This window comes from Polaromonas sp. P1_E11 (assembly GCF_056405995.1).
Map to the genome: position 1 here is coordinate 236212 of NZ_JBFUBA010000004.1, position 23708 is coordinate 259919.

At 62.2% G+C, this 23708-nt stretch carries 24 protein-coding genes and 1 tRNA gene; 12 read left to right on the forward strand and 13 right to left on the reverse strand.

Annotated features, from left to right (window positions below; translation table 11 throughout):
- The first annotated feature begins 63 nt into the window (after positions 1 to 63).
- From AC1D11_RS16620 to AC1D11_RS16630, 3 genes are all read left to right on the forward strand, one after another.
- The gene (locus AC1D11_RS16620; RefSeq protein WP_477648302.1) at positions 64 to 486 is read left to right on the forward strand and encodes a 4-oxalocrotonate tautomerase; all 423 of its coding nucleotides are present in this window, start codon (positions 64 to 66) and stop codon (positions 484 to 486) included.
- Positions 487 to 569: 83 nt separating this feature from the next.
- Positions 570 to 950 (forward strand): tautomerase family protein, encoded by a 381-nt coding sequence (locus AC1D11_RS16625; protein WP_477651469.1) that lies wholly within the window; start codon positions 570 to 572, stop codon positions 948 to 950.
- Positions 951 to 1123: 173 nt separating this feature from the next.
- A complete protein-coding gene (locus AC1D11_RS16630) occupies positions 1124 to 2026 on the forward strand; it encodes an NAD(P)-dependent oxidoreductase (RefSeq protein WP_477648300.1) in 903 nt (300 codons plus the stop codon).
- Positions 2027 to 2104: 78 nt separating this feature from the next.
- On the opposite strand, the gene AC1D11_RS16635 is transcribed toward AC1D11_RS16630, so the two are convergent.
- From AC1D11_RS16635 to AC1D11_RS16645, 3 genes are all read right to left on the reverse strand, one after another.
- Entirely contained in the window at positions 2105 to 2764 is a 660-nt protein-coding gene (locus AC1D11_RS16635; RefSeq protein ID WP_477648299.1) for a BON domain-containing protein, read from the reverse strand.
- Positions 2761 to 3360, reverse strand: coding sequence for a phosphoheptose isomerase (locus tag AC1D11_RS16640; protein ID WP_431098788.1), 600 nt, complete (start codon positions 3358 to 3360; stop codon positions 2761 to 2763). Before AC1D11_RS16640 ends, AC1D11_RS16635 begins: the two co-directional genes overlap by 4 nt.
- Before the next feature lie 89 nt (positions 3361 to 3449).
- Positions 3450 to 3905: a YraN family protein gene (locus AC1D11_RS16645; protein WP_477648298.1), complete on the reverse strand. Its 456-nt coding sequence runs from the start codon at positions 3903 to 3905 to the stop codon at positions 3450 to 3452.
- Between the two features lie 50 nt (positions 3906 to 3955).
- On the opposite strand from AC1D11_RS16645, the gene rsmI reads away from it, so the two are divergent.
- Both rsmI and AC1D11_RS16655 read left to right on the forward strand, forming a co-directional pair.
- Positions 3956 to 4804, forward strand: a complete 849-nt coding sequence (gene rsmI, locus AC1D11_RS16650; RefSeq protein ID WP_477648313.1) for a 16S rRNA (cytidine(1402)-2'-O)-methyltransferase — start codon at positions 3956 to 3958, stop codon at positions 4802 to 4804.
- Positions 4801 to 6033 (forward strand): multidrug effflux MFS transporter, encoded by a 1233-nt coding sequence (locus AC1D11_RS16655; protein WP_477648297.1) that lies wholly within the window; start codon positions 4801 to 4803, stop codon positions 6031 to 6033. Before rsmI ends, AC1D11_RS16655 begins: the two co-directional genes overlap by 4 nt.
- A 15-nt stretch (positions 6034 to 6048) precedes the next feature.
- On the opposite strand, the gene AC1D11_RS16660 is transcribed toward AC1D11_RS16655, so the two are convergent.
- The gene (locus tag AC1D11_RS16660; RefSeq protein WP_477648296.1) at positions 6049 to 6447 is read right to left on the reverse strand and encodes a hypothetical protein; all 399 of its coding nucleotides are present in this window, start codon (positions 6445 to 6447) and stop codon (positions 6049 to 6051) included.
- An 861-nt stretch (positions 6448 to 7308) separates the two neighbouring features.
- Here AC1D11_RS16660 and AC1D11_RS16665 point away from each other — a divergent pair.
- Both AC1D11_RS16665 and AC1D11_RS16670 read left to right on the forward strand, forming a co-directional pair.
- Complete coding sequence (locus AC1D11_RS16665) at positions 7309 to 8319, forward strand: ribonuclease T2 family protein (protein WP_477648295.1); 1011 nt, start codon at positions 7309 to 7311, stop codon at positions 8317 to 8319.
- Positions 8320 to 8385: 66 nt separating this feature from the next.
- Positions 8386 to 10110 (forward strand): phospholipase D-like domain-containing protein, encoded by a 1725-nt coding sequence (locus tag AC1D11_RS16670; RefSeq protein WP_477648294.1) that lies wholly within the window; start codon positions 8386 to 8388, stop codon positions 10108 to 10110.
- Between the two features lie 216 nt (positions 10111 to 10326).
- On the opposite strand, the gene AC1D11_RS16675 is transcribed toward AC1D11_RS16670, so the two are convergent.
- Positions 10327 to 10402, reverse strand: a tRNA-Arg gene (locus AC1D11_RS16675).
- Between the two features lie 232 nt (positions 10403 to 10634).
- Between AC1D11_RS16675 and AC1D11_RS16680 the strand changes: the two genes are divergently transcribed.
- Positions 10635 to 11501 (forward strand): c-type cytochrome, encoded by an 867-nt coding sequence (locus AC1D11_RS16680; protein ID WP_477648293.1) that lies wholly within the window; start codon positions 10635 to 10637, stop codon positions 11499 to 11501.
- Between the two features lie 111 nt (positions 11502 to 11612).
- Here AC1D11_RS16680 and AC1D11_RS16685 read toward each other — a convergent pair whose 3' ends face one another.
- The 4 genes from AC1D11_RS16685 to AC1D11_RS16700 are packed head-to-tail and all read right to left on the reverse strand — an operon-like array spanning position 11613 to position 14598.
- The gene (locus tag AC1D11_RS16685) at positions 11613 to 12179 is read right to left on the reverse strand and encodes a DUF2946 family protein (RefSeq protein WP_477648292.1); all 567 of its coding nucleotides are present in this window, start codon (positions 12177 to 12179) and stop codon (positions 11613 to 11615) included.
- A 57-nt stretch (positions 12180 to 12236) separates the two neighbouring features.
- On the reverse strand, positions 12237 to 13277 hold the full coding sequence (locus AC1D11_RS16690) for a YheT family hydrolase (protein WP_477648291.1): 1041 nt from the start codon (positions 13275 to 13277) through the stop codon (positions 12237 to 12239).
- Positions 13278 to 13287: 10 nt separating this feature from the next.
- Entirely contained in the window at positions 13288 to 13734 is a 447-nt protein-coding gene (locus AC1D11_RS16695; RefSeq protein ID WP_457281576.1) for a YybH family protein, read from the reverse strand.
- Between the two features lie 9 nt (positions 13735 to 13743).
- Positions 13744 to 14598 carry a hypothetical protein gene (locus AC1D11_RS16700; protein WP_477651122.1) on the reverse strand — a complete coding sequence of 285 codons (855 nt, stop codon included), beginning with the start codon at positions 14596 to 14598 and terminating at the stop codon, positions 13744 to 13746.
- Positions 14599 to 14649: 51 nt separating this feature from the next.
- Here AC1D11_RS16700 and AC1D11_RS16705 point away from each other — a divergent pair, with 51 nt between their 5' ends.
- The 4 genes from AC1D11_RS16705 to AC1D11_RS16720 all read left to right on the forward strand — a co-directional run bounded on the left by AC1D11_RS16705 (position 14650) and on the right by AC1D11_RS16720 (position 17234).
- On the forward strand, positions 14650 to 15249 hold the full coding sequence (locus AC1D11_RS16705; protein WP_477648288.1) for a LemA family protein: 600 nt from the start codon (positions 14650 to 14652) through the stop codon (positions 15247 to 15249).
- Positions 15250 to 15312: 63 nt separating this feature from the next.
- A complete protein-coding gene (locus AC1D11_RS16710) occupies positions 15313 to 16191 on the forward strand; it encodes a TPM domain-containing protein (RefSeq protein WP_477648312.1) in 879 nt (292 codons plus the stop codon).
- A gap of 4 nt (positions 16192 to 16195) precedes the next feature.
- Entirely contained in the window at positions 16196 to 16738 is a 543-nt protein-coding gene (locus tag AC1D11_RS16715; RefSeq protein WP_477648287.1) for a TPM domain-containing protein, read from the forward strand.
- Positions 16739 to 17102: 364 nt separating this feature from the next.
- Positions 17103 to 17234, forward strand: a complete 132-nt coding sequence (locus tag AC1D11_RS16720) for a hypothetical protein (RefSeq protein ID WP_477651123.1) — start codon at positions 17103 to 17105, stop codon at positions 17232 to 17234.
- Between the two features lie 145 nt (positions 17235 to 17379).
- On the opposite strand, the gene pdeM is transcribed toward AC1D11_RS16720, so the two are convergent.
- Genes pdeM through AC1D11_RS16740 form a run of 4 tightly spaced genes read right to left on the reverse strand, consistent with a single transcriptional unit; the run spans position 17380 to position 23577 of the window.
- Entirely contained in the window at positions 17380 to 18084 is a 705-nt protein-coding gene (gene pdeM / locus AC1D11_RS16725) for a ligase-associated DNA damage response endonuclease PdeM (protein ID WP_477648286.1), read from the reverse strand.
- The gene (locus tag AC1D11_RS16730) at positions 18084 to 20879 is read right to left on the reverse strand and encodes a ligase-associated DNA damage response DEXH box helicase (RefSeq protein WP_477648285.1); all 2796 of its coding nucleotides are present in this window, start codon (positions 20877 to 20879) and stop codon (positions 18084 to 18086) included. The genes pdeM and AC1D11_RS16730 overlap by 1 nt, the downstream gene beginning before the upstream one ends.
- Positions 20876 to 22531 (reverse strand): ATP-dependent DNA ligase, encoded by a 1656-nt coding sequence (locus tag AC1D11_RS16735; protein ID WP_477651124.1) that lies wholly within the window; start codon positions 22529 to 22531, stop codon positions 20876 to 20878. Before AC1D11_RS16735 ends, AC1D11_RS16730 begins: the two co-directional genes overlap by 4 nt.
- On the reverse strand, positions 22528 to 23577 hold the full coding sequence (locus AC1D11_RS16740) for a ligase-associated DNA damage response exonuclease (RefSeq protein WP_477648283.1): 1050 nt from the start codon (positions 23575 to 23577) through the stop codon (positions 22528 to 22530). The genes AC1D11_RS16735 and AC1D11_RS16740 overlap by 4 nt, the downstream gene beginning before the upstream one ends.
- Between the last annotated feature and the right edge of the window lie 131 nt (positions 23578 to 23708).

Below are 23708 nucleotides of genomic sequence, written 5' to 3' on the forward strand. Positions count from 1 at the left end.
GTCATCCTGGGCACAGTTCACTTCGCACGGACATGTTGCGCCGTCGTTCATTAAAGGATTTTTATGCCCATCTCCATCCAGCTATCGCAGGGACTTTTAACGCCGGCCGGCGAGCGCGAGGTTTTCTCCAGAGTCGCGGATGCCTTGCTGCAGGTACACGGCCTCAGCGGAAACGCCTTCATGACTCCCGCAGTCATCGGGCATGTCAACATTTACCCTGAAGAGCACAGCTATGCCGGCGGCAAACCCCAGTCGCTTGCGGTCATAGAGATTAAGGTCCCCTCTGTCACCTTCCCCGATCAATCGGTAAAAGACAACTTCGTCAAGGCGGCAACAGACATCATTGACGACCTCAAGGCGGGGAAACACCCGAGAGAGCGCACCTTCGTCAACGTGACCTACGCGGTGGAGGGCGCATGGGGAATTGCCGGCAAAGCCTATACCAATGCCGACCTGGGAATTGCCATTGGAGCTGCCGCAGGCTAGGCAAGTGCGGGACCGGCATGCGTCCCACGTTCACCTTCGTCACCCGCACAGCGCACCCACCGATTAACCCAAAAGGAAACTTCATGCCTCTCGTACGAATTGACCTTCCTGACACCACGCCGGACGAAGAGCTTTCGGCCGTGTCGGGCCTTGTGCACCAAGCCCTGGTAGACACTTTCAATGTGCCGGCGCCGGATCGTTTCCAGACGCTCACGCGCCATACACCGCGCCAGCTCATTTGCTCCGAAGAATTCCTTGGGGTCACGCACTCCGCCCACGTGGTCTTTATTCAAATATTCTGTGCGCCCGGCCGGTCGCTGGACATGAAGAAAGCGCTCTTCTCGGAAATCGGAGAACAAATCTCGTCGAATTGCAGCTTTAGTGCGGCCGACGTCATCATCAATCTGGTCGAAACGTCGCGTGAGAACTGGTCTTTTGGAAACGGCATGATGCAATTCAGTTAATGAATGGGGCGGGATGGCCTGTTTTGCATACCCCAAAACGCACTGAGATGCGTCATGAATGTGAAGCTGCTCCTTCATGGGAGAACAGGGAGGTTCACTGGGCAAAGCGCGCAATCAAGCCATAATCATTCCTGCCAAACCCCCTTGCCCGACGGGCCTCAAGAGATTTAACTGTGTCATCAATTCACCCCAAAACCTACGAAACTTCCGATTCACGTACCGTCGCCTTCCTGGGCCTCGGCGTCATGGGCTTCCCCATGGCCGGCCACCTGGCGCTGGCGGGCCACGACGTCACGGTCTACAACCGCAGTGCCGCCAAGGCTGCGTCCTGGACGAGCGAGTTCAAGGGCCGTGCAGCCGCCACACCGCGCGAGGCGGCTGCGGGCGCAGACATCATTTTCTGTTGCGTTGGCAACGATGCCGACCTGCGCAGCGTGGTACTGGGCAACGACGGCGCGCTGGCCGGCATGAAACCGGGCGCCATCTTCGTGGACCACACCACGGCTTCGGCCAATGTGGCGCGCGAACTCCATGCTTCGGCCGCCAAACTGGGGCTGCATTTCATCGATGCGCCTGTGTCGGGTGGCCAGGCCGGCGCGCAAAATGGCGCGCTCACCGTGATGTGCGGCGGAGACACCGCAGCGTTTGATGCCGCGAAACCAGCGGGCATGGCTTTTTCAAAAGCCTTCACGCTGATGGGCCCAAGCGGCGCAGGGCAGCTCACCAAGATGGTCAACCAGATCTGCATAGCCGGCCTGGTGCAAGGCCTGAGCGAAGCGGTGGCGTTTGGCCAGAAAGCCGGCCTGGATGTCAACCAGGTCCTGGACGTGATTGGCAAGGGCGCAGCGCAAAGCTGGCAGCTCGACAACCGCGGAAAAACCATGGTGGCCGACAAGTTTGACTTCGGGTTTGCCGTGGACTGGATGCGCAAGGATCTGGGCCTGGTTCTGGACGAAGCCAAGCGCAACGGTGCGCGCCTGCCCGTGACGGCCCTGGTCGACCAGTTTTATGCCGACGTACAAGCCATGGGCGGCCAGCGCTGGGACACATCGAGCCTGATCAAGCGCCTGAAATAAAAACTGGGCCAGACCCGGAAAAAGCGGGCGGAAAGCAGGACGGCAGTACTGACGTGGCCAGCACTGCCGGCCGTAGCTTCAACTCCCGGCGGGTTTGGCGCCTGCGGACGGTTCTACGGGTTTTGACGGCAGCATGCGTGCCAGCTCTTCCTCGCTGATGATTTCAAACATGCGAATGACTTTTTGCACGCCCGGGGTGGAACGGACCACTTCGGTGGCGCGATCCGCCTCGCGTTGCGTAACACGTCCCATCAGGTAGGTCGTACCACGCTCAGTCACCACCTTGAAGGCATTCAACGACAGGTCGCGGGCATCCACCAGCATCGCCTTGACACGGCCGGTGACGAGGGTGTCGGACGAACGCTGCGTCAGGGTGGAGCTGCCCATGATGGCGAGTTCATTGACCACGGAATTCACGTTCTCCACGCGCGAAACAATCTGCTCGACGAGTTGCTTGTCCTGGACGCTGGGGACTTCACCTGTCAGCAAGACCTGCCGGTTGTAGCTGGTCAGGTTGACGTGAACACGATCGCCCACATTGCTGCGAATCCGGCTCAGCGCGCGCAATTCAATGCCTTCGTCTTCCAGCTGCGCACCCGACGTGCGGCGATCGGTGGCAACAAGCGCCCCGCCCGCCATGCCGCCCACCACCAAAGGAAAGCAGGCTGTCAGGGCGCTGCCAAGCAATACCGACGTACCAATGGCCAGAGTGAGTCGTTTCAACGGGGCATATGTCATACAGAGGTCTCCTGATCGCCAAGTAACTGGGTGTCCACACCGTCGCAAATGCAATGGAGGACAAGAAGGTGCACTTCCTGGATACGCGCGGTCCGCTCATGCGGCACACAGATATGTACATCGGTTTCGCGCAACGCATGGGTCATCTTGCCGCCGCCGCGCCCTGTCAGAGCCACCACGGTCATCTCGCGCTCATGGGCGGCTTCGATGGCGGCCAGCACGTTGGCCGAATTGCCGCTGGTGCTGATGGCCAGCAATACGTCACCGGCGCCGCCCAGGGCACGCACCTGCTTCGAGAAGATGACCGTGAAGTCATAGTCGTTGGCAATGGCGGTAAGGATGGAGCTGTCGGTCGTCAGCGCAATCGCACCCAACTCGGGCCGCTCGCGCTCATAGCGCCCCACGAACTCCGCCGCAAAATGCTGGGCATCCGCTGCCGAGCCGCCGTTGCCGCAGGCCAGGACTTTGCCGCCGCTGGTGACACTGGCCAGGATGGCCTGCACGGCGGCCGCAATCGGTTTGGACAAGACCTGTGCCGCCTGGTATTTCAGGTCGGCGCTGTCAATGAACTGCTGTTCGATACGTTGTTCAAGCATGGGGTCAATGATACCGGGTCGGACTGCGCCGCCGGTTCCGGAGGGGTTTGCGCTGGCCGGCAATGGATGGTTACAAATTCCGCCGTCCGTCAGGAGGCGTCGAAAGCCCCGGGGAGCCATTCAATGACAGGGGCCGCCCCGTCGTCCTGCGGTCCGTTGACCAGTACCACGTCGAATCGACAAGGCGGTGGGCTGCCGAAACGCATGAGATAGTGCCTCGCGGCAAAGATGATTCTCTGTTGCTTGGCGGGGCTGATGCTGGCGCCGGCGCCGCCATGCGAGACGCCGGTGCGCTGGCGCACTTCCACAAACACCAGAGTACCGTCAGGTGCGCGCATGACCAGGTCGATCTCGCCACCACCGCGGCCCGGCGTCCGATAATTGGCATCGACCAGCATCAGCCCGGCCTTGGCCAGATAGGCTCGCGCGGCAGCTTCCGCAGCATCGCCCTTCGACTTGGTGGTAACCTGCCCGGGCGAGGCTTGAGCCTGAAGGGCCATCGCTTTTGACACCGTCCCGGCAACCTGTTTTCTGGAAAACCACATTGAACGCTTCCTTCGACCTGGCTCTGGATGCGGCACGCGCCGCAGCAGGCATGCAGCATTATCCGGAAAGAGCGCTTTATGTGGTGGCGACTCCGATCGGGAACCTGGCCGATATCAGCCTGCGCGCCCTGCAAGTACTGCAACTGGTAGACGCCATAGCCTGCGAAGACAAACGACATTCGCAACCCCTGCTGCGTCAATACGGCATCGACAAACCCTTGCTGGCAGTGCACGAACACAATGAAGCTGAGGCCGCAGGCTTGGTGATCGAACGCCTGCAGCGGGGTGAACGCGTGGCCTATATCAGCGACGCCGGCACGCCGGCCGTGAGCGATCCCGGCGCCCGCCTGGTCGCCGCCGTTCGTGCTGCTGGACTGGCCATCATGCCCTTGCCGGGCGCCAGCAGTGTCACCGCGGTGCTCAGCGTGGCCGGGCTCAGCAGCCCGGGCGGTGACACCGGGTTCGTATTTGCCGGTTTCCTGCCAAGCAAGGCCGGCGAACGCGACCAGGCCATCCAGCAGCTGCAAACCGATACCCGGGCCATCGTGATTCTGGAAGCGCCGCACCGCATCGAGGCGCTTGCGAAAGCACTGGCGGTGCTGCAAGACCGCCTGGTCACCGTTGGCCGCGAGCTGACCAAGCAGTTCGAAGAGATTGCAACCGTGCCGGCGCAGGATTTTGCCGGCTGGCTGGCTGCTGGCGCCCAGCGTACACGCGGCGAATTTGCGCTGGTGCTGCATCCTTGCGCCGCTGCCGACAGCCCTGAGGATGGCACACGGGTGCTGCAGTTGTTGCTGGCGGAGTTGCCACTCAAGACCGCCGTAAAGGTCGCGGCAGAAATCACCGGCGTGGGGCGCAACGAGCTTTATGACACCGCACTCAAGCTGAAAAAAGAATGAACCCCAACGCCGACGAACTCTGGCGCGCCCCACGCTGGACGCTTGCCGCCCTGTTGGCTGTGCTCGGGATGCTCGGGCCGTTTTCCATCGACACCTACATTCCCGCCTTTTCCGGCATGGCGCGGTCGCTGGGCGCATCGCCGGTAGAAATGCAGCAGACGCTGTCGGCCTACCTGTTCGGTTTTGCTTTCATGAACCTGTTTCACGGCGCGCTGGCCGACAGTTTTGGCCGCCGGCCGGTAGTGTTGTGGGGAATCGCGCTGTTCACTCTGGCGTCGGCCGGTTGCGCGCTGTCGCAAAGCATCGGGCAACTGGTTTTTTTTCGTGCCGTGCAGGGCTTGTCGACAGGTGCGGGCATTGTGGTGTCGCGCGCCGTCATACGCGACATGTACCCGCCGGCTCAGGCCCAACAGGTCATGAGCCAGGTCACCATCTATTTCGGGGTGGCCCCAGCCCTGGCGCCCATTGTCGGCGGCTGGCTTTTTGTGCACCTGGGCTGGCACAGCATCTTCTGGTTTCTGACGGGGGTGGGCGTGATCCTGTGGGCCACCAACTTCCGTTTCCTGCCCGAGACACTTCCGCCGCTGGAACGCCAGCCGTTTGAAGTCAGGCACCTGATGCGGGGCTACTGGCAGTTAGGTTCCAGCCCCCGCTTTTTATTGCTGGCGCTGGCCAGCGGCGTGCCATTCAACGGCATGTTTTTGTATGTGCTGTCGGCGCCCGCTTTTTTGGGGGAACACCTGGCACTGCAGCCTACCGAATTTTTCTGGTTTTTCATCCTGACAATCTCCGGCATCATGTCCGGCGCGTGGCTGAGCGGCCGCCTGGCAGGAAAAATTGCCCCCAAGCAGCAAATACGGCACGGCTTTGTCATCATGCTGGTCACTTCGGTGCTTAACCTGATTGCCAACATACTGTTCGCTCCGCATGCTTCGTGGTCCCTCTTTCCGATTGCAGTGTTTGCATTCGGGTGGGCGCTGATGGTGCCGGTTGTGACGCTGCTGGTGCTGGACCTTTATCCTGAGCGGCGCGGCATGGCTTCTTCCCTACAGGCCTTCGTGGGCTCAACCGCCAACGGAATTGTTGCCGGTGTCATCGCCCCGCTCGCAATGCACTCCACCCGGGCATTGGCGGCAGTCTCGCTCGGTATGATGTGCATCGGGTTGGTTGCCTGGGTGTATCTGCATCACCGGTGGCCGGATATCGGCCGCTCTGCAACACCCGACTAGCGTGCAATACTCCCATCAGCGATCATTGACCCGCATGGGAAATTCCATGCCTTGCCCGATGCGCTGCACCACGTTGTTGCCGTCCAGGTAAGCCCAGAAAAACATGGGTTGATCGCTGTCTCGCCAGCGGTAAGTCATGATGTCGCCGGACCATGACGCTACACGGTCAATCTTTGCCGGCCGGCCGAATTCGCGTTCCATATCCGAGCGTGTCCACTTGCCCGGTTGGACTCTTGAGAACTCCGCTGGCGTCAAGACCTGGCGGACGCTGACCACCTTGCCAGCGGCATCCAGATCCACCATCGCGGCGAACTGGCCAAGCGGTTGGCCCGAATACTGCAGCCGGGTTCCCGCTTCCAGCGGCACCACCCGGGACGGCGCCCCGCGAAGCGCGATGACTTCATCGCGGGTCATGCCGGGCTTTATTGCTGTCAGCGCGCAGCCGGCGGCACACACCGCCGCGGCAACAAGACCGGAAACTAATTTAAATGCCCTCACGGTTACTCCTGCCTGAAATTGAATTGATCACGAGACTTGGGACTCCATCACGGCCAGAACGTTCCCGCTGGATGGCACCGTAGTCTCTGCCTTAAGGTTGAGCCCGACCGATCGTCCTGCGCGGGCCGAGTAACGGATTTTTGCATCATGCCGCTCTCACCGAAGCCGTATGGACCGCCGCTATCGTTGTTTCTGGCATCCATGGCGCAAGGCAACTCACGGTGTTGTTGGCAATTCTAGGAAAGCAGTTGCCGTCTGTAAAATATTTTGATTCTTATATGTTGATACTTTAAAAGTATCCTCCGAGCGGGAATCCGGCAACGGGATCAGCACGACACGCAATGGACGTTCAGCGCACATTCGGCGCGGGACGTGTCTGGGCTTCAATGCTGGAATGCAGGCTGGCGCCACCCCGTGCGCTTACGCGCTTCGACCAGATTCACGTCAGTTCCAGCGCAACCAACTCAACTTGCATCTGCGGATGTTGCTTCAGGAAAACGGACATCGCAGCAGCCAGGTTTGGGATGCATCGCCGTGCCGTTCGGACAAGAAAGCCATCCGCGTCCGGTTGCCACTTCGCGTCGCTGAGTTGCCCTCCCCCAAATGGAGGATGGCGTCAACCACCCTGAATGGATAGGCTTCCACCAGAGGACAAAGCGCGACCAGGCAAGTACATACGTGATCGGGGGTTGGCGCAGCTTCTCGAAGAGGGGGGAGATGCTCAAGTCAAAATCAAGCGCCCACATCCGGGCCGTCGCTTTCCCTGGACGCCTGACTATGGGTGGCCTAATTCAATACATCGCCGACCGCAGGGGCGGTCTTGTCCCGGCGCTGCTCATGCTGTTGTCACTGGGTGCGCCACCTGCTTCGGCCAGCGAAGCGGCCAATGGCCAGTTCCGCGCCTCCCGTTCCTGTGACGCCTACCTTTCCTTTACCAAAGGTACCAACCCAGGCCTGGTCAAGGTAGCGCCCGGTGCGGACTACGAGATTCGCGAGGTCAACACGCGCGAAGCGCGTTGGTTGCGCATCCGGATTCCGGACGTCAACGAACCGCTGCGCTGGGTGGCCGCGGAGTGCGGCGTAGTCAGCGGTTTCGCGTTCGGCAGCGCACCGACTGCGGGCGGGTCCTGCAGCCACCAGCCAGGCCTGCATGACAGCTACGTGCTGGCCGTGACCTGGCAGCCTGGATTCTGCGAGCACTTCAAGTACAACGGAACCAAACCCGAATGCGACAACATGGCTGACGGCCGCCTGGTGGTTTCCAACCTGACACTGCACGGGCTCTGGCCCAACCGCAAACAGTGCGGCACAACCTATGCGGATTGCGGCAATACTCCGCCTGTCCTGTCCGAAGACACGGTGTCCTACATTGCGCCATGGATGCCGAATTTTTTCTTCGAAAGGACTTTCGGAAACTACGAATGGAAGAAGCACGGCACCTGCCAGACCACGATGGACGCAAACAGCTATTTCCGACGCGCGGTAAACGCCGTCCGTACGGTTAATGACTCCGTAGTGGGTCAATACATTCGCGCCAACATCGGCGGCAGGATTTCCCGGGCCGAGTTCTTGAAGCGCTTCGGGGAAGCAACAGGGCTTCCCGGTCCACAGGATCACGTTGGCCTGCTATGCGCGGGCGAATACCTGCAAGAAGTCCGCATCCGTCTGCCGCTGAACTTCCGAGAGGATGCCGGCATCCGCGAGCTGGTCGGGGCATCAACCAGCGAGGAAGGCATGGGTGCCTCGTGTCCCGAAGACATCCGTATCGAGGCCAGCGGCAGGAACTAAAGCCGCCTGGTACCAAGGCTCAGCACGCGAGAACAAGCATGGCAAGACGTTTCAAAGGAGTCAAGTATGTCCGGTGATTTCCAAATAGTCGCAAAGAACGCCAGCGCCCCGTTTACCTTGAAACTTCACCGCGGCGATGGCATGGTTCTCCTCGCCATGAATTGGAAGCAGGCAAAACCCCCACGCGATTTCGTTGGCTTCGCTCTCGAATACAAAGAGCCTGGCGGCGACCGCTTCTGGACGATCAAGAACCGCATCAACTTCCCGAATCCCGACGGCAGCGTGAATAAGGAGCGCACCTCAAGCCGCCTCTCGCCCATTCAAAAATTCCGCTGGGCCCACTTCCCCGTGAACGCTGAAAAGGAAGGGCAATTCATATACCGGGTCACGCCAGTGTTCATGAGTGCTTCAAACGAGCTCAGTTACGGCGAGGCTCAAGAGACAGGCATTGTCCTGGCTCGTGAAACTTATCCCGGGAAACTGAACGTCGCGTTCACTCGAGGATTCGTCTCTTCACAAGCTTTCGTTGATCGCTACGTTACTGCAATCTATGGAATGGAGACTCTCATCCCCGCTACAGCCGACGAGGGTCTCCAATTCGTGCCTACCCATCCGAAAGCAAACGAAGCCCTTGAATGGATGGGATTCGAAGCCCGCGGTGCAATTCTCGAAGTCCTCGATGCCGCCATCGCCGACAGGACCGCACTTGTTCAGGTGGTTTGCTATGACCTCAATGACCCTGCGATAGTTTCTCGCCTGGAGAAACTCAAGACGCGGTTGCGCATCATCATCGACAACAGCAAGGATCACAAGCCCGACAGCTCTGCCGAATCCCAATCTGCAGATCGCCTTGTCGTCACGGCCGGAGCCGATCAAGTCAAACGCCAGCACATGAGCAACCTGCAGCACAACAAGACAATTGTGGTCAGCGGCAAGGACGTGAAAGCTGCTATCTGCGGCTCCACCAATTTCACCTGGCGCGGTCAATTTGTGCAGTCCAACAACGCCGTTATCGTACGCGGCAGGAAGGCCATTCAACCGTTCATTGAAGCCTTCGAAAACTATTGGGAGAACGATTTCGTCAAAGGCTTCGGTCCGACGGAGTCCACTGATTGGCACAGCCTCGAGTTCGCCGACATAGACGCCAAAATCACTTTCTCGCCCCACGCCAAGGATGACGGCGTGCTGCAATCCATTGCCGATGACATTCTCAGCGCGAAGTCTTCGGTCTTTTATTCATTGGCATTCCTGAATCAGACTGGCGGTGCCGTGACCGACGCTATTAAGGAGGTTACCAAGAGGCAGGGCATCTTCGTTTATGGCATTTCCGACAAGAGAACTGGTGGCCTGGACGTTCATCTGCCTGACGGCAAAATTGCCCCCGTTTTCGCCGCCAACCTCAGCGAAAATCTTCCCGAGCCTTTCAAGAGCGAGCCCACTGCGCTGAACGCCAAGGGAGGAGGCACGCGCATGCACCACAAGTTTGTCGTCATCGACTTCGACAAACCCACGGCCCGCGTCTATACGGGTTCCTACAACTTCTCAAAGCCGGCCGACAACGAAAACGGCGAGAACCTTCTCCTCATAAAGGACCGCCGCATCGCGGTGTCCTACATGATCCAGGCCTTGACCATCTTTGACCACTACCATTTCCGAGTCCTCCAGGCCAGGGCCCACACTTCCGGCAAGCCCATCCAATTACAGAAAGCACCAAAGACCGGCCAGAAACCGTGGTGGGATGAAGACTACACGGACCCGCGCAAGGTCCTCGACCGAAAGCTGTTCGCGTGACAACCCAAAAATGGCACTTGGGATTGGAGGCACGTAACACAGTCTGGGCCTGACGACATTGAGTCTCATCAGCCATTGCGAGAACAGATCGGAACCCGGTTTTCCACCAAAACCCGTCGGAAACATAGCCGTGCCGGTTGAGGACGAAGCATAAGCATGCCGAAACGGCACAGTTATGCCTCCAGGGACACAGGGCATGCGATTGAAAGACATGATTGGTGCGGCTGGCGGGGATCGAACCCACGACCCTTGGCTTCGGAGGCCAATACTCTATCCACTGAGCTACAGCCGCAACGCTGGAAACGGTTTGCGCCGGAATACGCGGCCAAGGGCGCGAAATCAGGGCAATTTGCACTGCGCGGGCGCTTCACGCCGCGCAACGTTGCCGATTCTACCAGCCAGCCACGGCGCTCCCCGGCCTCCGCAAGCCCCCAGTTATAATGTGAGGTTGCTGAGCAAGCGCTGCCCAAGAGCGCCATATCACCACGCGATAGCCCCCCGATTCTTAGTTTTTTGAGGACGCCATGAGCGCAAACGACCACACCACGGCCCACGAAGAAGCCCATACTGGCCCCATCAAGACCCCCCAGCAACTGCTGGCTGCGGTTTTTTTCTCTTTTGTCGTTCCTGTTTTCGCCATCATCGGCCTGGTGTATTACGTCGCTTCGGCCAACAAGCCAGCTGCGGGTGCGGACGAAGGCGCCAAGGCGGTTGCGCAGCGCATCCAGAAGATCGGCGCGGTTGAAATCCGTGATGCCAATCGCCCGCTGAAATCCGGCGAAGAGGTCTACAAGGCCCAATGCGTGACTTGCCATGGCACGGGCGCGGCCGGTGCGCCGAAGTTTGGCGATACGGGTGCCTGGGCAGCCCGCATCAAGACCGGTTTTGACGCGCTCTGGCACTCGGCCCTCAAGGGCAAAGGCGCCATGGGAGCCCAGGGCGGCGGTGATTTTGAAGACGTCGAAATTGGCCGCGCAGTGGTTTACATGACGGCTGCCGCAGGCGGCAAGTTTGCAGAGCCAGCCGCCCCGGCAGCTGCTTCCGCTTCGGCACCCGCAGCAGCAGCCGCACCGTCGGCAGATGTGGTCGCCGCACTCGCTGCAGCCAACAAGACGGCAGCGCCGGCCGCCGGCGCAACGCCGGCTGCTGCCGGTGGTGCCGCCCCTGCGCTGTATGGCCAGGTCTGCGCGGCCTGCCACGCGGCCGGCGTTGCCAATGCGCCCAAACTGGGCGACAAGGCCGCATGGGGTCCCCGGATTTCCGCAGGTGTCGAGGCGCTGACAGCCAGCGCCATCAAAGGCAAGGGTGCCATGCCTCCCAAGGGCGGCTCGGCCGCCTCCGATGGTGAAATCAAGGCCGTGGTGCAGTACATGGTCAATGCGTCCAAGTAACCGCTGTCGTGCACTCCAAAAAAAGCCGGTCAATGACCGGCTTTTTTAATGAGAATTTGATGAAAATTCACAAGGAAATGGGCTGCAACCAATCGTGACCAGCGCGAGCAGCTACTTTTTTTGTAGCAACTGCGGGCTTCGCACATAGCCGAACCGGCGCGATAAATCGCTGGCCAGGACTTCCTCGGGCACCCACAGGCCCTGCTCTATCGCGTCGGCCGCATGCGTCATGTCCTGGGTATGAACGAGGCCAAAACCCAGGTCGGTTTCCAGGTAGACCCTGCCGGATTCGTCCACGATGCAGCGCTGCGGCCGCGCCGTTTGACCGGAATGGGCCGTAACCTCAAACGTAGGTGCGGGGGCGACGCGCCAGATCAGCGGCGTCGCTTCGAGCTCCACATACACGCGCTGTGGCCCATTCTGGAAGAACCACTGGCCGGCAGCGTCGCTTTCATAATTCCGCTGAATGAAATCGATCAGCTTGTCGTGCCTGAGCAGCGATCCCTTGCTGGCCGCATGGCGCGCGGCATCCAGGCCAGGTGCGCCACCAAAAGGCCCGGCGGCCTGGGCCCTGTCATCACGCATGTACCAGTTGCCGCGGGCGTCCAGTCCCAGCCAGCCGTAGCAGTCGGGAACATTGGGCCATTTGGCAATGGCCTGCCTGACGATGTCATCCATACCGCTATTTTGCGCTGCGCACGGCAGGTGCGATGTGGGCAGGGTTATGGGTAAGCATCAGAGATGCGCAGCCAGGAAACCGGTAACCGCCTCCGGCATGGCACGCACATGGCCGGGAAATGGCGGAGAAGGAAACCCGACATGACCGCCCTGTGCCGGCTGCCAAAGCGTGACATGGCTGCCGGCGTCCACAGCTTGCGGCAGGCTGCCGGCCGGCACAAAGGGATCGTTCAACGCGTTCAGGGCCAGCGCCGGCACGGCAATGCTGCGCAAATGCGGCTTGGCAGAGGCACGCAGCCAGTAGTCGTCCGCATCCTTGAACCCATGGACAGGCGCAGTGAATACATTGTCGAAAGCATACAAGTCGCGCGCGGCCAGTAATTGGTCGCGGTCAAAAAGGCCTGGGTGCTGCTCCAGTTTTTTCAGCGCCTTCGGCACCATGGTTCTCAGGAACATGCGTGTGTAGACCTGCCGGTTGAACCCCCGGCCAATGGCCCAGCCACTGGCCGTCAGGTCCAGCGGCGAACAGACGGACGCAATGCCGCTGACCACCTGGCAGGCCTGCGCGCCGAGCTCGCCGGCCCAGCGCATCAGCGCATTGCCGCCCAATGAAATGCCCACGGCAACGACCGGCCCGGCATGGGCCTGCGCAAAGCGCCGCAGTATCCAGTCGATCTCCGCAAAATCCCCGGAGTGATAGGCGCGCGGCGCCAGGTTCAGTTCACCGGAACAGCCGCGGAAGTGCGGAATGGCGCAGCCCCAGCCGCGTTCGCGGGCCACATCGGCAAGCGCTTCGGCGTAGTGGCTGGCGGATGACCCCTCAAGCCCATGAAATACCACAAGGAGCGGCACTTCCTTGCGCGCTTCCTTGCGTCTCACCTCGATGGATTCGCTTCCCGCAGGAGAACCCGCCATAAGCCCCGACGAAGGCTCGTTTCCATCGAGCATCCAGTCAACGTCGACAAAGTCCTGATCGGGGGTATCCCAGCGCTCGCGGCGAAACACCGGCGGCGGGCCCAGGTAGCGGCGTGACCGCAGCGCAGCCCAGATGGTTTGCAAATTGCCGCCCGGCAGCCACCAGGGTGCTGCGTATTTCATCGCAGGCCCTTCAGTGCAGGACGGTCGGTGTTTCCGACACTTCCTGCATTTCCCGCGGCGTGCCGGGACTGGCATGGTGGGCCACCATGCGCCAGCCTTGCGCACCCTTGTGATACACATTGGTGGCAATCACGTAGGCATGCCGTGGCCCTTCATCGGTCAGCACTTCGATGCGTTCCAGCACGCTGTGCACGCAGGCGCTCATGGTCTCGACCTTTCGCACCTTGATGGCCTGGGCATTGATGGTGCCATTGGCAAACATGGCGTCGAAAGTGGCGCGTATGGCCGCCGGGCCCACCAGCCGGGCGCCACCCGGGTGCACACAGACGATGTCGTCGTCATCGCCCCAGCAGGCCATGAGTTTTTCGATGTCGCCGCTTTGCAGCGCCTCATAAAAAGCCGCCTCGATGTCATCGGCGTTGCCGCTGCTGGCGGGCGGGACTTTGGGTTTGGGCATGGGAAGGCGTCAGTCCGGCTTGGCGTTGGGTGGTGAATTCTGCTCGGGATTGAGCCTTGCAGCAAGCCACGAGCGTACGACACCTTGCATGCTGTTGTCTTGCGGCCCGGCGCGCCGGCCGTTTCCACCGCTCTGGTTAGCCTGCCAAAGCAGCTCAGGAGCGGCCACATGGGTGCCAGGCGGCAAAACCTGCAGCGCGGCGTCGATAAATTCCGCCAGCTTGGCGGGGCGCACCGGCTGTTCGGCTGCGGGAATCATGAACTTGAGGGTCGACAGCATCCACGACGCCGTCTTCTCGAAAAAATTGGCACCCGCAATACCTTCGGCCTTGCGCGCCGAGCGCACCAACAACACGCGTTCAAAACCCAGCGAAGCCACGGCTTGCTCATCGAGATCGGCCAGTCCGCGCTTGAGGGCATCGGGTAAACGCCCCGAAGCGTGAGGCACCACGACAACCAGTGTCTGTGCGCCGCAGCGTTTCAACCAGTGGGCCAGCACCGGCAGTTGTCCCGGCACGGGCGTCCACAGTGTGCGCTCACGCCCATAAAAAAGCCGCGGCGGCTCAAACATGACCAGGCCGGTATGAACCGGCTGAGGCCGCGCGGGCCATGCCTCGATCGCTGAAGCATCACCTGCCAGCACAATCCCCACACCGGCCATCCCCGTGGTCATGGTTTCAGTAGCCAGCACCTCTGTGTGCGCATAACGGCCGCTGCCCACAAGGCGGCGCAGCACTTCATTGCCCAGCACGCCGGTCGCGCCGGCAATCATCAGGCGCGGTTTCGCGGCTGCCGCCGCCAAGGGGCGCAGGTTGGCCTGCAGGGCTCGCAATGCCTGCACGGAACCGGGGGAATGAGGCGTCATCGGCATTCGACTATGTTAGTGTTGCGGCTTGCATTTTCGAAAGACATCGCCATGAAATCCCGCTTTTTAAACCTGTTCCTTGTCAGCATGCTGGGCCTGCTTCTCACGGGTTGCGGCTACAACGACTTTCAGCGCCTTGACGAACAAACCAAATCGGCCTGGTCTGAAGTGCTGAACCAGTACCAGCGCCGTGCCGACCTGGTGCCCAACATTGTGGCTACCGTCAAAGGCGAAGCCGCCTTTGAACAGGACACCCTGACCAAGGTGATTGAAGCACGCGCCAAGGCCACCTCCATCCAGGTGACACCGGAAACCCTCAACAACCCGGCCGCCTTCCAGAAATTTCAGGCGGCGCAGGGCGAACTCGGCAGTGCACTGAGCCGTCTGATGGTCGTTAGCGAACGTTACCCCGACCTCAAGGCCAACCAGGGCTTTCGCGACCTGCGCGTGCAGCTGGAAGGCACCGAAAACCGCATCACGGTAGCGCGCAACCGCTATATCCAGGCGGTCCAGGAATACAACGTGCTGACACGCAGCTTCCCCAGCAACCTGACGGCGATGATGTTCAGCTACAACGTCAAGCCGAACTTCACCGTGGCCAACGAGGCGCAGATTTCCGCACCGCCCGTGGTGGACTTCACCAAGAAATAAGTCTTTGCGAAACTTGCCGTGCAGCAATTAGCGGGTTGGACATCGGGCCGCGACCTACGCTGGATGGCGGGCTTGTTGCTGGCCGTGTGGCTGCCCCTTGCGGCATGGGCGCAAGACGTTCAGCCGGTGCCGGCCCTCACGGCCCATGTCATGGACAGCACCGGCACGCTGGACGCCACCCAGCGCGCGGCACTGGAAGCCAAACTCGCTGCGTTTGAACAAAGCCGCGGCGCGCAGGTGGTGGTCCTCATTGTTCCCAGCACCCAGCCCGAAGATATCGCCGCCTATGCCCAGCGCGTGGGCGACACCTGGAAGATCGGGCGCAAGAGCGTAGGCGACGGACTGTTGCTGGTGGTCGCCAAAAACGACCGCAAGGTCCGCATTGAAACCACCAAAGCGCTGGAAGGCGCCATTCCCGACCTTGCAGCGCGCAAGGTGATCGACACCGCCATCACGCCGCGCTTCAAACAGGGTGACTTTGCCGGTGGGCTGAATGCCGCGGCCGACCAGATCATGGCGCTGATCAGCGGCGAAAACCTCCCAGCGCCTGCGCAAAAAAGTGCTTCGGGCATAGCTGACAGCGGCTTCGAGTGGACCGACCTCGCGGTGTTCCTGTTTTTTGCCGTGCCGATAGGCGGGCGTCTGGCAGCCGGCGTCTTGGGGCGCAAGCTGGGCTCCATCGCCACCGGCGGCGCCGTCGGCGTGCTGGCCTGGGTGTTCACCAGCAGCCTGATTGTGGCCGGCCTGGCGACTGTGGCGGGTATGGTGTTCGCGCTGGTGACCAGCCTGGGTGCCCTGGGCCGGGGCGGCCGCTCTTCGGGTGGCTGGACCACCGGCGGCTTTGGCGGTGGCAGTGGGGGAAGCTGGGGCGGCAGTGGCGGCGGATTCAGCAGCGGCGGTGGCGGTGATTTCGGCGGCGGCGGCGCATCAGGGGACTGGTAGGCACATGCTCAACAAACTCGAGACCATCCTCAAGCACCTCTGGCTGGATGCCTCCGACGCCCAGCGCGCGATTGCGCCCGACATGCTCAACCGGCTCGCCAGCCGGGTGGCGGCCAGCGAGCGGCGGCACAGCGGCGAAATACGGATATGCGTGGAGGCCTCGTTGCCCATGAGCTACCTGTGGCGGCTGGGCAAACACCAGTCAATCGGCCAGCTCACGCGCCAGCGTGCGGTCACGATGTTTGGCAAGCTGCGGGTGTGGGACACCGAACACAACAACGGCGTGCTGATTTATTTGCTGCTGGCCGAACACGCCATTGAAATCGTGACGGACCGCGGCTTGGCGCGCCATGTGGATCAGGCGCAGTGGCAGGCCATGGTGGCGCGCATGGCCCAGGCGTTCAGGGAGAACCGGTACGAGGACGGATTGACACAGGCACTGGAAGAAACTTCGGCGCTGCTGATGGCGCACTTTGCGATCAACGAAGTGCAGGGTGAGGCACCCCACAATCCCAACGAACTGCCCGACGCGCCCTGGCTGCAATAGCCGGTTGGCAGGTATCGCAGGCCTGGCGTCGCCAAGGCCGCGTCAGGGTGCCAGAACCACGACCAACACAAAGAGGGCGACTGCCGCGAGGACAACCCGCGTCAGCCAGGCTTTGCGCGCGCGTCTGGCCCGACGCTCCGGCGACGCTTCTTCTCCCCATATCAGGCTGTCTAAAAGACTGTCCATTTCGCACCTCGTTGCTGGCTTGAACCCACCACAACGATAAGGGAGCAGCCTGGGCCATGGCTGTCATTTAGCGTGTCCAGTTGTTACCTTGCCAACTCGGGCCAAGCGTTTTTCCGGAAAACGCTCCCTATTTGATAGCTGCTTGCGCCCGTGCCGTATGAGCTGGCGACCTTTTCCCTTGAGTATTGGAAGTGCGTCTGGTTTCCGCATGGCGCAATGGGAACGTCGCGCCGCAGCCACTCATGGCGAGTCCATCGCCGTCCCCTTCCGCTCGCTGCGCGCCGATTGCACCACCTTCTCGGTGATGTGAACGCCGCGGCTCCGTTTTCAACACGCGGATGGTCCGCGCCGAGCGCGTGGATGTTGGCCGCCATCCACGGTAGATATTGGCAAAGGCTTCAATGAAGGCTTCGGGGCCCGCCGCGCCGAGAGACACAGCCAGGGGGGCCCGTGCGTCAGGAAGCTGTGCGGCCCGTCCAGCGTGGAATCGGCCAAACTCGACTGTCACCCACGAGGTACAGGCGGCGGCCGGGCTGACGCGGCACACTCCAGCCACCGGTGAACTCGCCGAAGGCCGGCAGGATGGCCTGGCCGGCTTCCATGGAAAAACAGGGCTGCCGCACATGATCAAGTCCAGGGCCCCGAAGGCTCAGTGCCGGATGCAGATGACCAGCGATCACAGCCAGCGTCTCATGACGCTGCGGATGATGACAGGCGGCAAATGGGCCCAGCACAAAGGGCTCGTCGACCACCTGGATACCGAGCGAGGCTGGCGGATCGCCGGCGCGGCTGTCGTGGTTGCCGCGCACCAGCACGCAGTCAAGTGCGGCGAAGTTTTCGCGCCAGTCGGCCAGCGCCCCCAAAACCGAAGGCGTGCGAGCCTGGGCGGCGTGCAGCAAGTCTCCCAGGAATACGAGCTGCACCGGCCGGTAGTGCCGCAGCAACCGGCTGAGGCGGGCCAGGTTTTCACGCGTGGTGCCCGAAGGCACGGGCTGGCCCAGGGCGCGGTAAGTGGCCGCTTTGCCCAGGTGAAGATCCGCCACAAACAGCACACGGCCGGCGGGCCACCACAGCGCACGTTCCGGCAGCAGCCAGACCGTTTCGTCCGCGTAGGTCACAGGCAACGGCGTACCCGGCGGCGTGTGGTCCTCTTCATTCATCACAGCAATGGTAGCGGCCGGGAAGGCTTGCGCTCACGACGCGGGCGACCGTTTGACTTGCCGTTACTGGAGAGAGCGCTCTCTTGCCCAAAGGCCAGGGAGCCCTTGACTTGCTCCACGCTGCCTGCGGCGACAGTACCGCCAGCAGCTTTCTCCAGCAGCGCCACCATGCGCGCTATGCGGTCAGCCAGGTTTTCATTGCTGAGCTTTTCACGAAACAGTTCCACCATCAATGGAAACGCAAAAGGGGTGGGCCGCTCCAGCGTCTGCAACACCAGTTGCTGGGTATTGATGCGCGCCAGGCTGGCGCGCAGCCGGCCGATTTCAAGCTCCTGCGCCAGCAATTCCTGTTCGGCCTGCATCAGCAGGCGATTGGCCGGGTCATATTTGCGGAACACCTCCCAGAACAGGGATGAAGAAGCCTGCAGCTGTTTGTTGCTGCGCTTTTCGCCGGGGTAGCCCTGGAAGATGAGGCCCGACACGCGCGCGATTTCACGAAAGCGGCGCTGCGCGAGTTCGCTGGCGTTCAGGCTTTGCAGCACTTCATGCAGCAGCTGCGCATCGGGTCCGGTTTTGAGCACCTGCGGCAGCAGGGTGGGCCAATCGACCCCGGTCGCGCTCAGCAGCTCAAAGCCGTAATCGTTGACCGCAATGGAAAAAGTGCGCGGCGCATGCTGGGCCACGCGCCAGGCGATCAGGTTGGCCAGGCCCATATGCACATGCCGGCCTGCAAACGGATACAGGAACAAATGCCAGCCCTCGCGTGTCTTGATCGTCTCGGCCAGCAGGGTCTGCGGCGTGGGCAGGGCAGACCACTGTTGCTGGATGTCCAGCAACGGCCGCACGCACTGCAGTTCAGGGGTGTCGTAGCGCCCTTCGCCAGCCAAAGCGAGCTGCTGCACCACCGCATCGGCCAACGTGGTCGACAGCGGCATGCGCCCGCCGTTCCAGCGCGGCACGGCCGGCCGTTTGCCACTGGCACGCCGCACCCAGGCCGTCATGTCGTGGATGCGCACCAGCTCCAGCAGCCGGCCGCCAAAAAGGAAGCAGTCACCAGGCTTGAGACGCGCGGCAAAGCTTTCCTCGACGGTGCCGATGCGGCCGCCGCCCAGGTACTGCACCGACATGCTGGCGTCACTGACGATGGTGCCGATGTTCATGCGATGGCGCCGCGCCAACCGCGTATCGGGCACGCGCCAGACACCGCCCTCGTCGGGTACAGCGCGCCGGTAATCAGGGTAGGCCGCCAAGGAAGGTCCACCCTGACGCACGAAGGACAGGCACCATTCCCAGTTCTCCCGCGACAGCCCGGCATAGGCCGCGGTACCGAGCACTTCCTCATAGAGCTCATCCGGCACAAAGCCGCCGCCCAGAGCCACCGTGACCAGATGCTGCACCAGCACATCGAGCGGCTGCTGGGGAGAGTTGCGCGCTTCGATGTGGCCGGCGGCAATGGCTGCGCGTGCCGCAGCGCCTTCGACAATCTCAATGCTGTGTGTGGGAACCAGCGTGATGCGCGAAGGCCGGCCCGGCGCATGGCCCGAGCGCCCGGCACGCTGCAGCAGCCGCGCCACGCCCTTGGGTGAGCCAATCTGCAGCACGCGCTCCACTGGCAGGAAGTCCACGCCCAGGTCCAGGCTTGACGTGCAGACCACGGCGCGCAACTCGCCTTTCTTGAGGCCGGCCTCCACCCACTCACGCACCTCCCGGTCCAGCGAACCGTGGTGCAGCGCAATCAGCCCGGCCCATTCGGGCCTGGCCTCCAGCAGGGCCTGGTACCAGATTTCCGATTGCGAACGCGTGTTGGTGAAGACCAGCGTGGTGCTGCTGCCGGCAATCTCTTCAATCACCTGCGGCAGCATGGTCAGGCCCAAGTGACCGCCCCAGGGAAAGCGCTCGGCGCGGCCCGGCAGCAACGAATCGATCACCAGCTTCTTGGGCACCTGTCCCTGGACCAAGGTGCCCTCACCACTGCCCAACAAGGTATGCATGGCCTCCTGGAGATTTCCCAGCGTGGCGGACATTCCCCAAACACATAAGGCCCCCACGCTTTTCACTTCGTGTAATGCGCTGCCCCCCAAGGGGGCGCTGCGCCTGCGGCCCGGCGAAGCCGGTTCCGCGGCCCCGGCTGATGAAGGCGGGGCTTCCGTGCGCTTCCACGCTTTGAGTCTTGCCAGGGCGAGTTGCACCTGCACACCGCGCTTGTTGCCGAGCAGTTCGTGCCATTCATCGACGACCACCATCCTCACACCGCCGAGGACATCTTTCGCATCGGCCCGCGCAAGCAGAAGTGACAGGCTTTCCGGCGTGGTCACCAGCACAGTGGGCAGCCGCTGGTTCTGCGCGCTACGCTCGGCCGAGGCGGTGTCGCCGCTGCGTGCACCGGCACTCCACGGCGTAAATACGCGCGTACCGTCGTCGTTCTCCAGGGCGTTGAGAAGCTCCAGAGGCTGCTGCAATGCGCGCAGCGTGTCGGCCGCCAATGCACGCATGGGCGTGATCCAGAGCACCGTCAGCGCTTGGGCGGGTGCAGCCTTGGTGGCTGGGGCACCGGCATTCACTATCATTTTCATAGCTGCTCGCGCGCGACCATTGGGCGCCAGAGCCCTAAAACTCATAAGGGCAGCCAACCATACGGCATAGGTTTTGCCGGCGCCGGTGGTGGCATGGAGCAGGCCTGATTGTCCTTGCGCCACGGCTTTCCAGACATCGCGCTGAAATTTGAAGGGTCTCCAGCCGCGCGCCGCGAACCAGGCGTCCAGCGCGGCTTTGGCAGCGGAACGGCCGGTGCTCATGACGGCAGCAACGCAGCCAGCGTTTCCAGGGTGTCGGCTTCTTCCACCGGCTTGTCTTCTCGCCAGCGCAGCATGCGGGGAAAGCGCACCGCGATTCCACTCTTGTGGCGCGTGCTGCGTGCAATGCCTTCAAAACCGAGTTCGAACACCAGCGTGGGTTTGACGCTGCGCACCGGGCCAAAGCTTTCGACCGTGGTCTTGCGGATGACGGCGTCGACGCGGCCCATTTCTTCGTCGGTCAGGCCCGAATACGCCTTTGCAAAGGGGACGAGCTTGCGCCCGGGCGCCTCGGGCGGCGCATCCCAGACAGCAAAGGTGTAGTCGCTGTAGAGGCTGGCGCGCCGGCCGTGGCCGCGCTGCGCATAGATCAGCACGGCGTCTACGCTGAGCGGGTCTATCTTCCACTTCCACCAGGTGCCGACGTCCTTGGTGCGGCCCACACCGTAGGCGGCTTGCCGCTGCTTGAGCATCATGCCCTCGACGCCCATATCGCGCGCGGCCTCGCGCTGGCGCGCCAAGTCCTGCCAGCTCTCGCCGCTTAGCATGGGGCTGGCGATCAGTTGCGGATGCTGCAGCTGCGTGACGAGATCATCCATGAGCACACGGCGCTCGGCCTGCGGCAATGCGCGCAGGTCACGGCCCTGCCACTCAAGCAGGTCATAAGCGAGCAGCACCACCGGGATGTCGCGCAGCAGCTTGGGGCTCAGCGTCTTGCGGCCTATGCGCTTTTGCAGTTCGGCAAAGGGCCTGACCTTGTCTTCACGCCACACCGCGATCTCGCCGTCGAGCACCGCGCCGTCAGGCAGCGCTTCGCCCATGGCCGCGAGTTCGGGAAAACGCTCGGTCACCAGTTCCTCCCCGCGCGACCACAACCAGACTTGGCCTGCTCGCTTGACGAGTTGTGCGCGTATGCCGTCCCATTTCCATTCAACCAGCCAGCCGGCGGGCGGACCCAGCAAGGCATCGAACTGCTCGACGCCGACGTTGAAAGGGTGCGCGAGAAAGAAGGGGTAAGGCTGGCCGCTGGTCTTCTGGTTCAGCTCGCCGCTGCTTTCGGCGGAGACCAGCGCGGCATAGTCGGCGGCCGTGGGCTGGCCGCTGATGTGGGTGTAGCCCATGAGCCGCTGGGCCACGCGCTTGGCGTCGATACCGGCCACGGCTGCCAGCGCCTGCGTCACCTGCAGGCGCGAGACACCGACACGGAAGCTGCCGGTCATGAGCTTGAAGTAGACAAGACGCTCCTCGGGCGCGAGGCGGCGCCACTGCGCACGCAATGTATCGGACAGTTTTCCCGGATCAGTTTTTCCCAGTGAGCGCAAAGGCAACAGGTGCTCCTCCACCCAGGCAGCGAGTCCGAGATCGTGCTGCTCTGTAGGCTGGGGTAAAAGAAGGGAGATCGTTTCGGCCAGGTCCCCAACCGCCTCGTAGCTTTCATCAAACAGCCATTCTGGCAAGCCTGCAGCCTCTTGCGCGAGCAGACGCAGCAGCTTGGTCGGCACCAGCTGGCGCGGCTTGCCACCGGCCAGAAAATACACCGCCCAAGCGGCGTCGGCAAGTGGCACGCTTTGCAGATAACGCTGCAGCGCCGCCTGCTTGGCGAGACTGGACGTGGTGGCGTCCAGTTCGCTGTAGAGGGCCGCAAAGGCTTTCATGCGCCGGCTTCATTTACAGGAGCGGCCTCAGGTTGAGGTGCGGTGGCTGCCTGGTCACTCACATCCTCATCTCCGTATTCGGTCTTGAAGCCTTCGGCCTGCAAGCCGTTTTCTGTGAGCCACCGCACCAGCACCGCGACGCTGCCGTGCGTGACCATCACACGCGCTGCGCCGGTGCCCGCGATCGCACTTTGCAGGCCTGGCCAGTCGGCGTGATCGGACATGACAAAGCCGCGGTCCACGCCGCGCCGCCGCCGCGTGCCGCGCAATTGCATCCAGCCGCTGGCAAAGGCGTCCGAGTAGCTGCCGAAGCGGCGCATCCAGGGCGTGCCTTGGGCTGAAGGTGGCGCCAGCACGAGGGCGCGCTTGAGCAATTGCGGAGTGACGCCCGCATCGGTCACACGCACAGTTTCTGGCAGGGGTACGCCGGCCGCGCGATACACGGCATTGAGCGGCTCCACAGCGCCGTGCACAACTATGGGACCAATGGCATGGTCTACACCGTGCAGGATGCGCTGCGCCTTGCCGAAGGCGTAGCAAAACAGCACAGACGCGCGACCCTCATCCGCATTGCGCCGCCACCATGCGTTGATCCCGGCGAAGAGCACCTGCTGCGTGGGCCAACGGTAGATCGGCAGGCCGAAGGTGGACTCGGTGATAAAGGTGTCACAGGGTACGGGCTCAAAGGGCGTGCAGGTACCGTCGGCGTCTAGCTTGTAGTCGCCCGAGGCGACCCACACCTCGCCGCGATGCTCCACCCGGACCTGCGCCGAGCCGAGCACATGGCCGGCAGGGTGCAGCGATATCTTCACGCCGTTGCGCTCCTGCACTTCGCCATAGGGCAAGGTCTGCAGAGTGATCTCGCCGAGCCGCGTACGCAGCGTGCCCTCGCTGTCGGTGTGCGCCAGATAGTGGCCATGGCCGGTGCGCGCGTGGTCGGAATGGGCATGCGTGATCACGGCATGGCCGACGGGCCGCCAGGGATCGATGTAAAAATCACCCGCTGTGCAATACAGGCCTTCCGGCCTCGCCACGATCAGGTCCATGCTTGCGCTTGCTCCGTGCCGGCCCGGAAAAGCCGGATGAGCAGCCATCCTAAACGCGCCTGCCGGGGCATGCTGAACGGCGTCAGGCGTTTACGCTGTCAGCAAGGGCTTACATTGCAACGGCCGCGCCA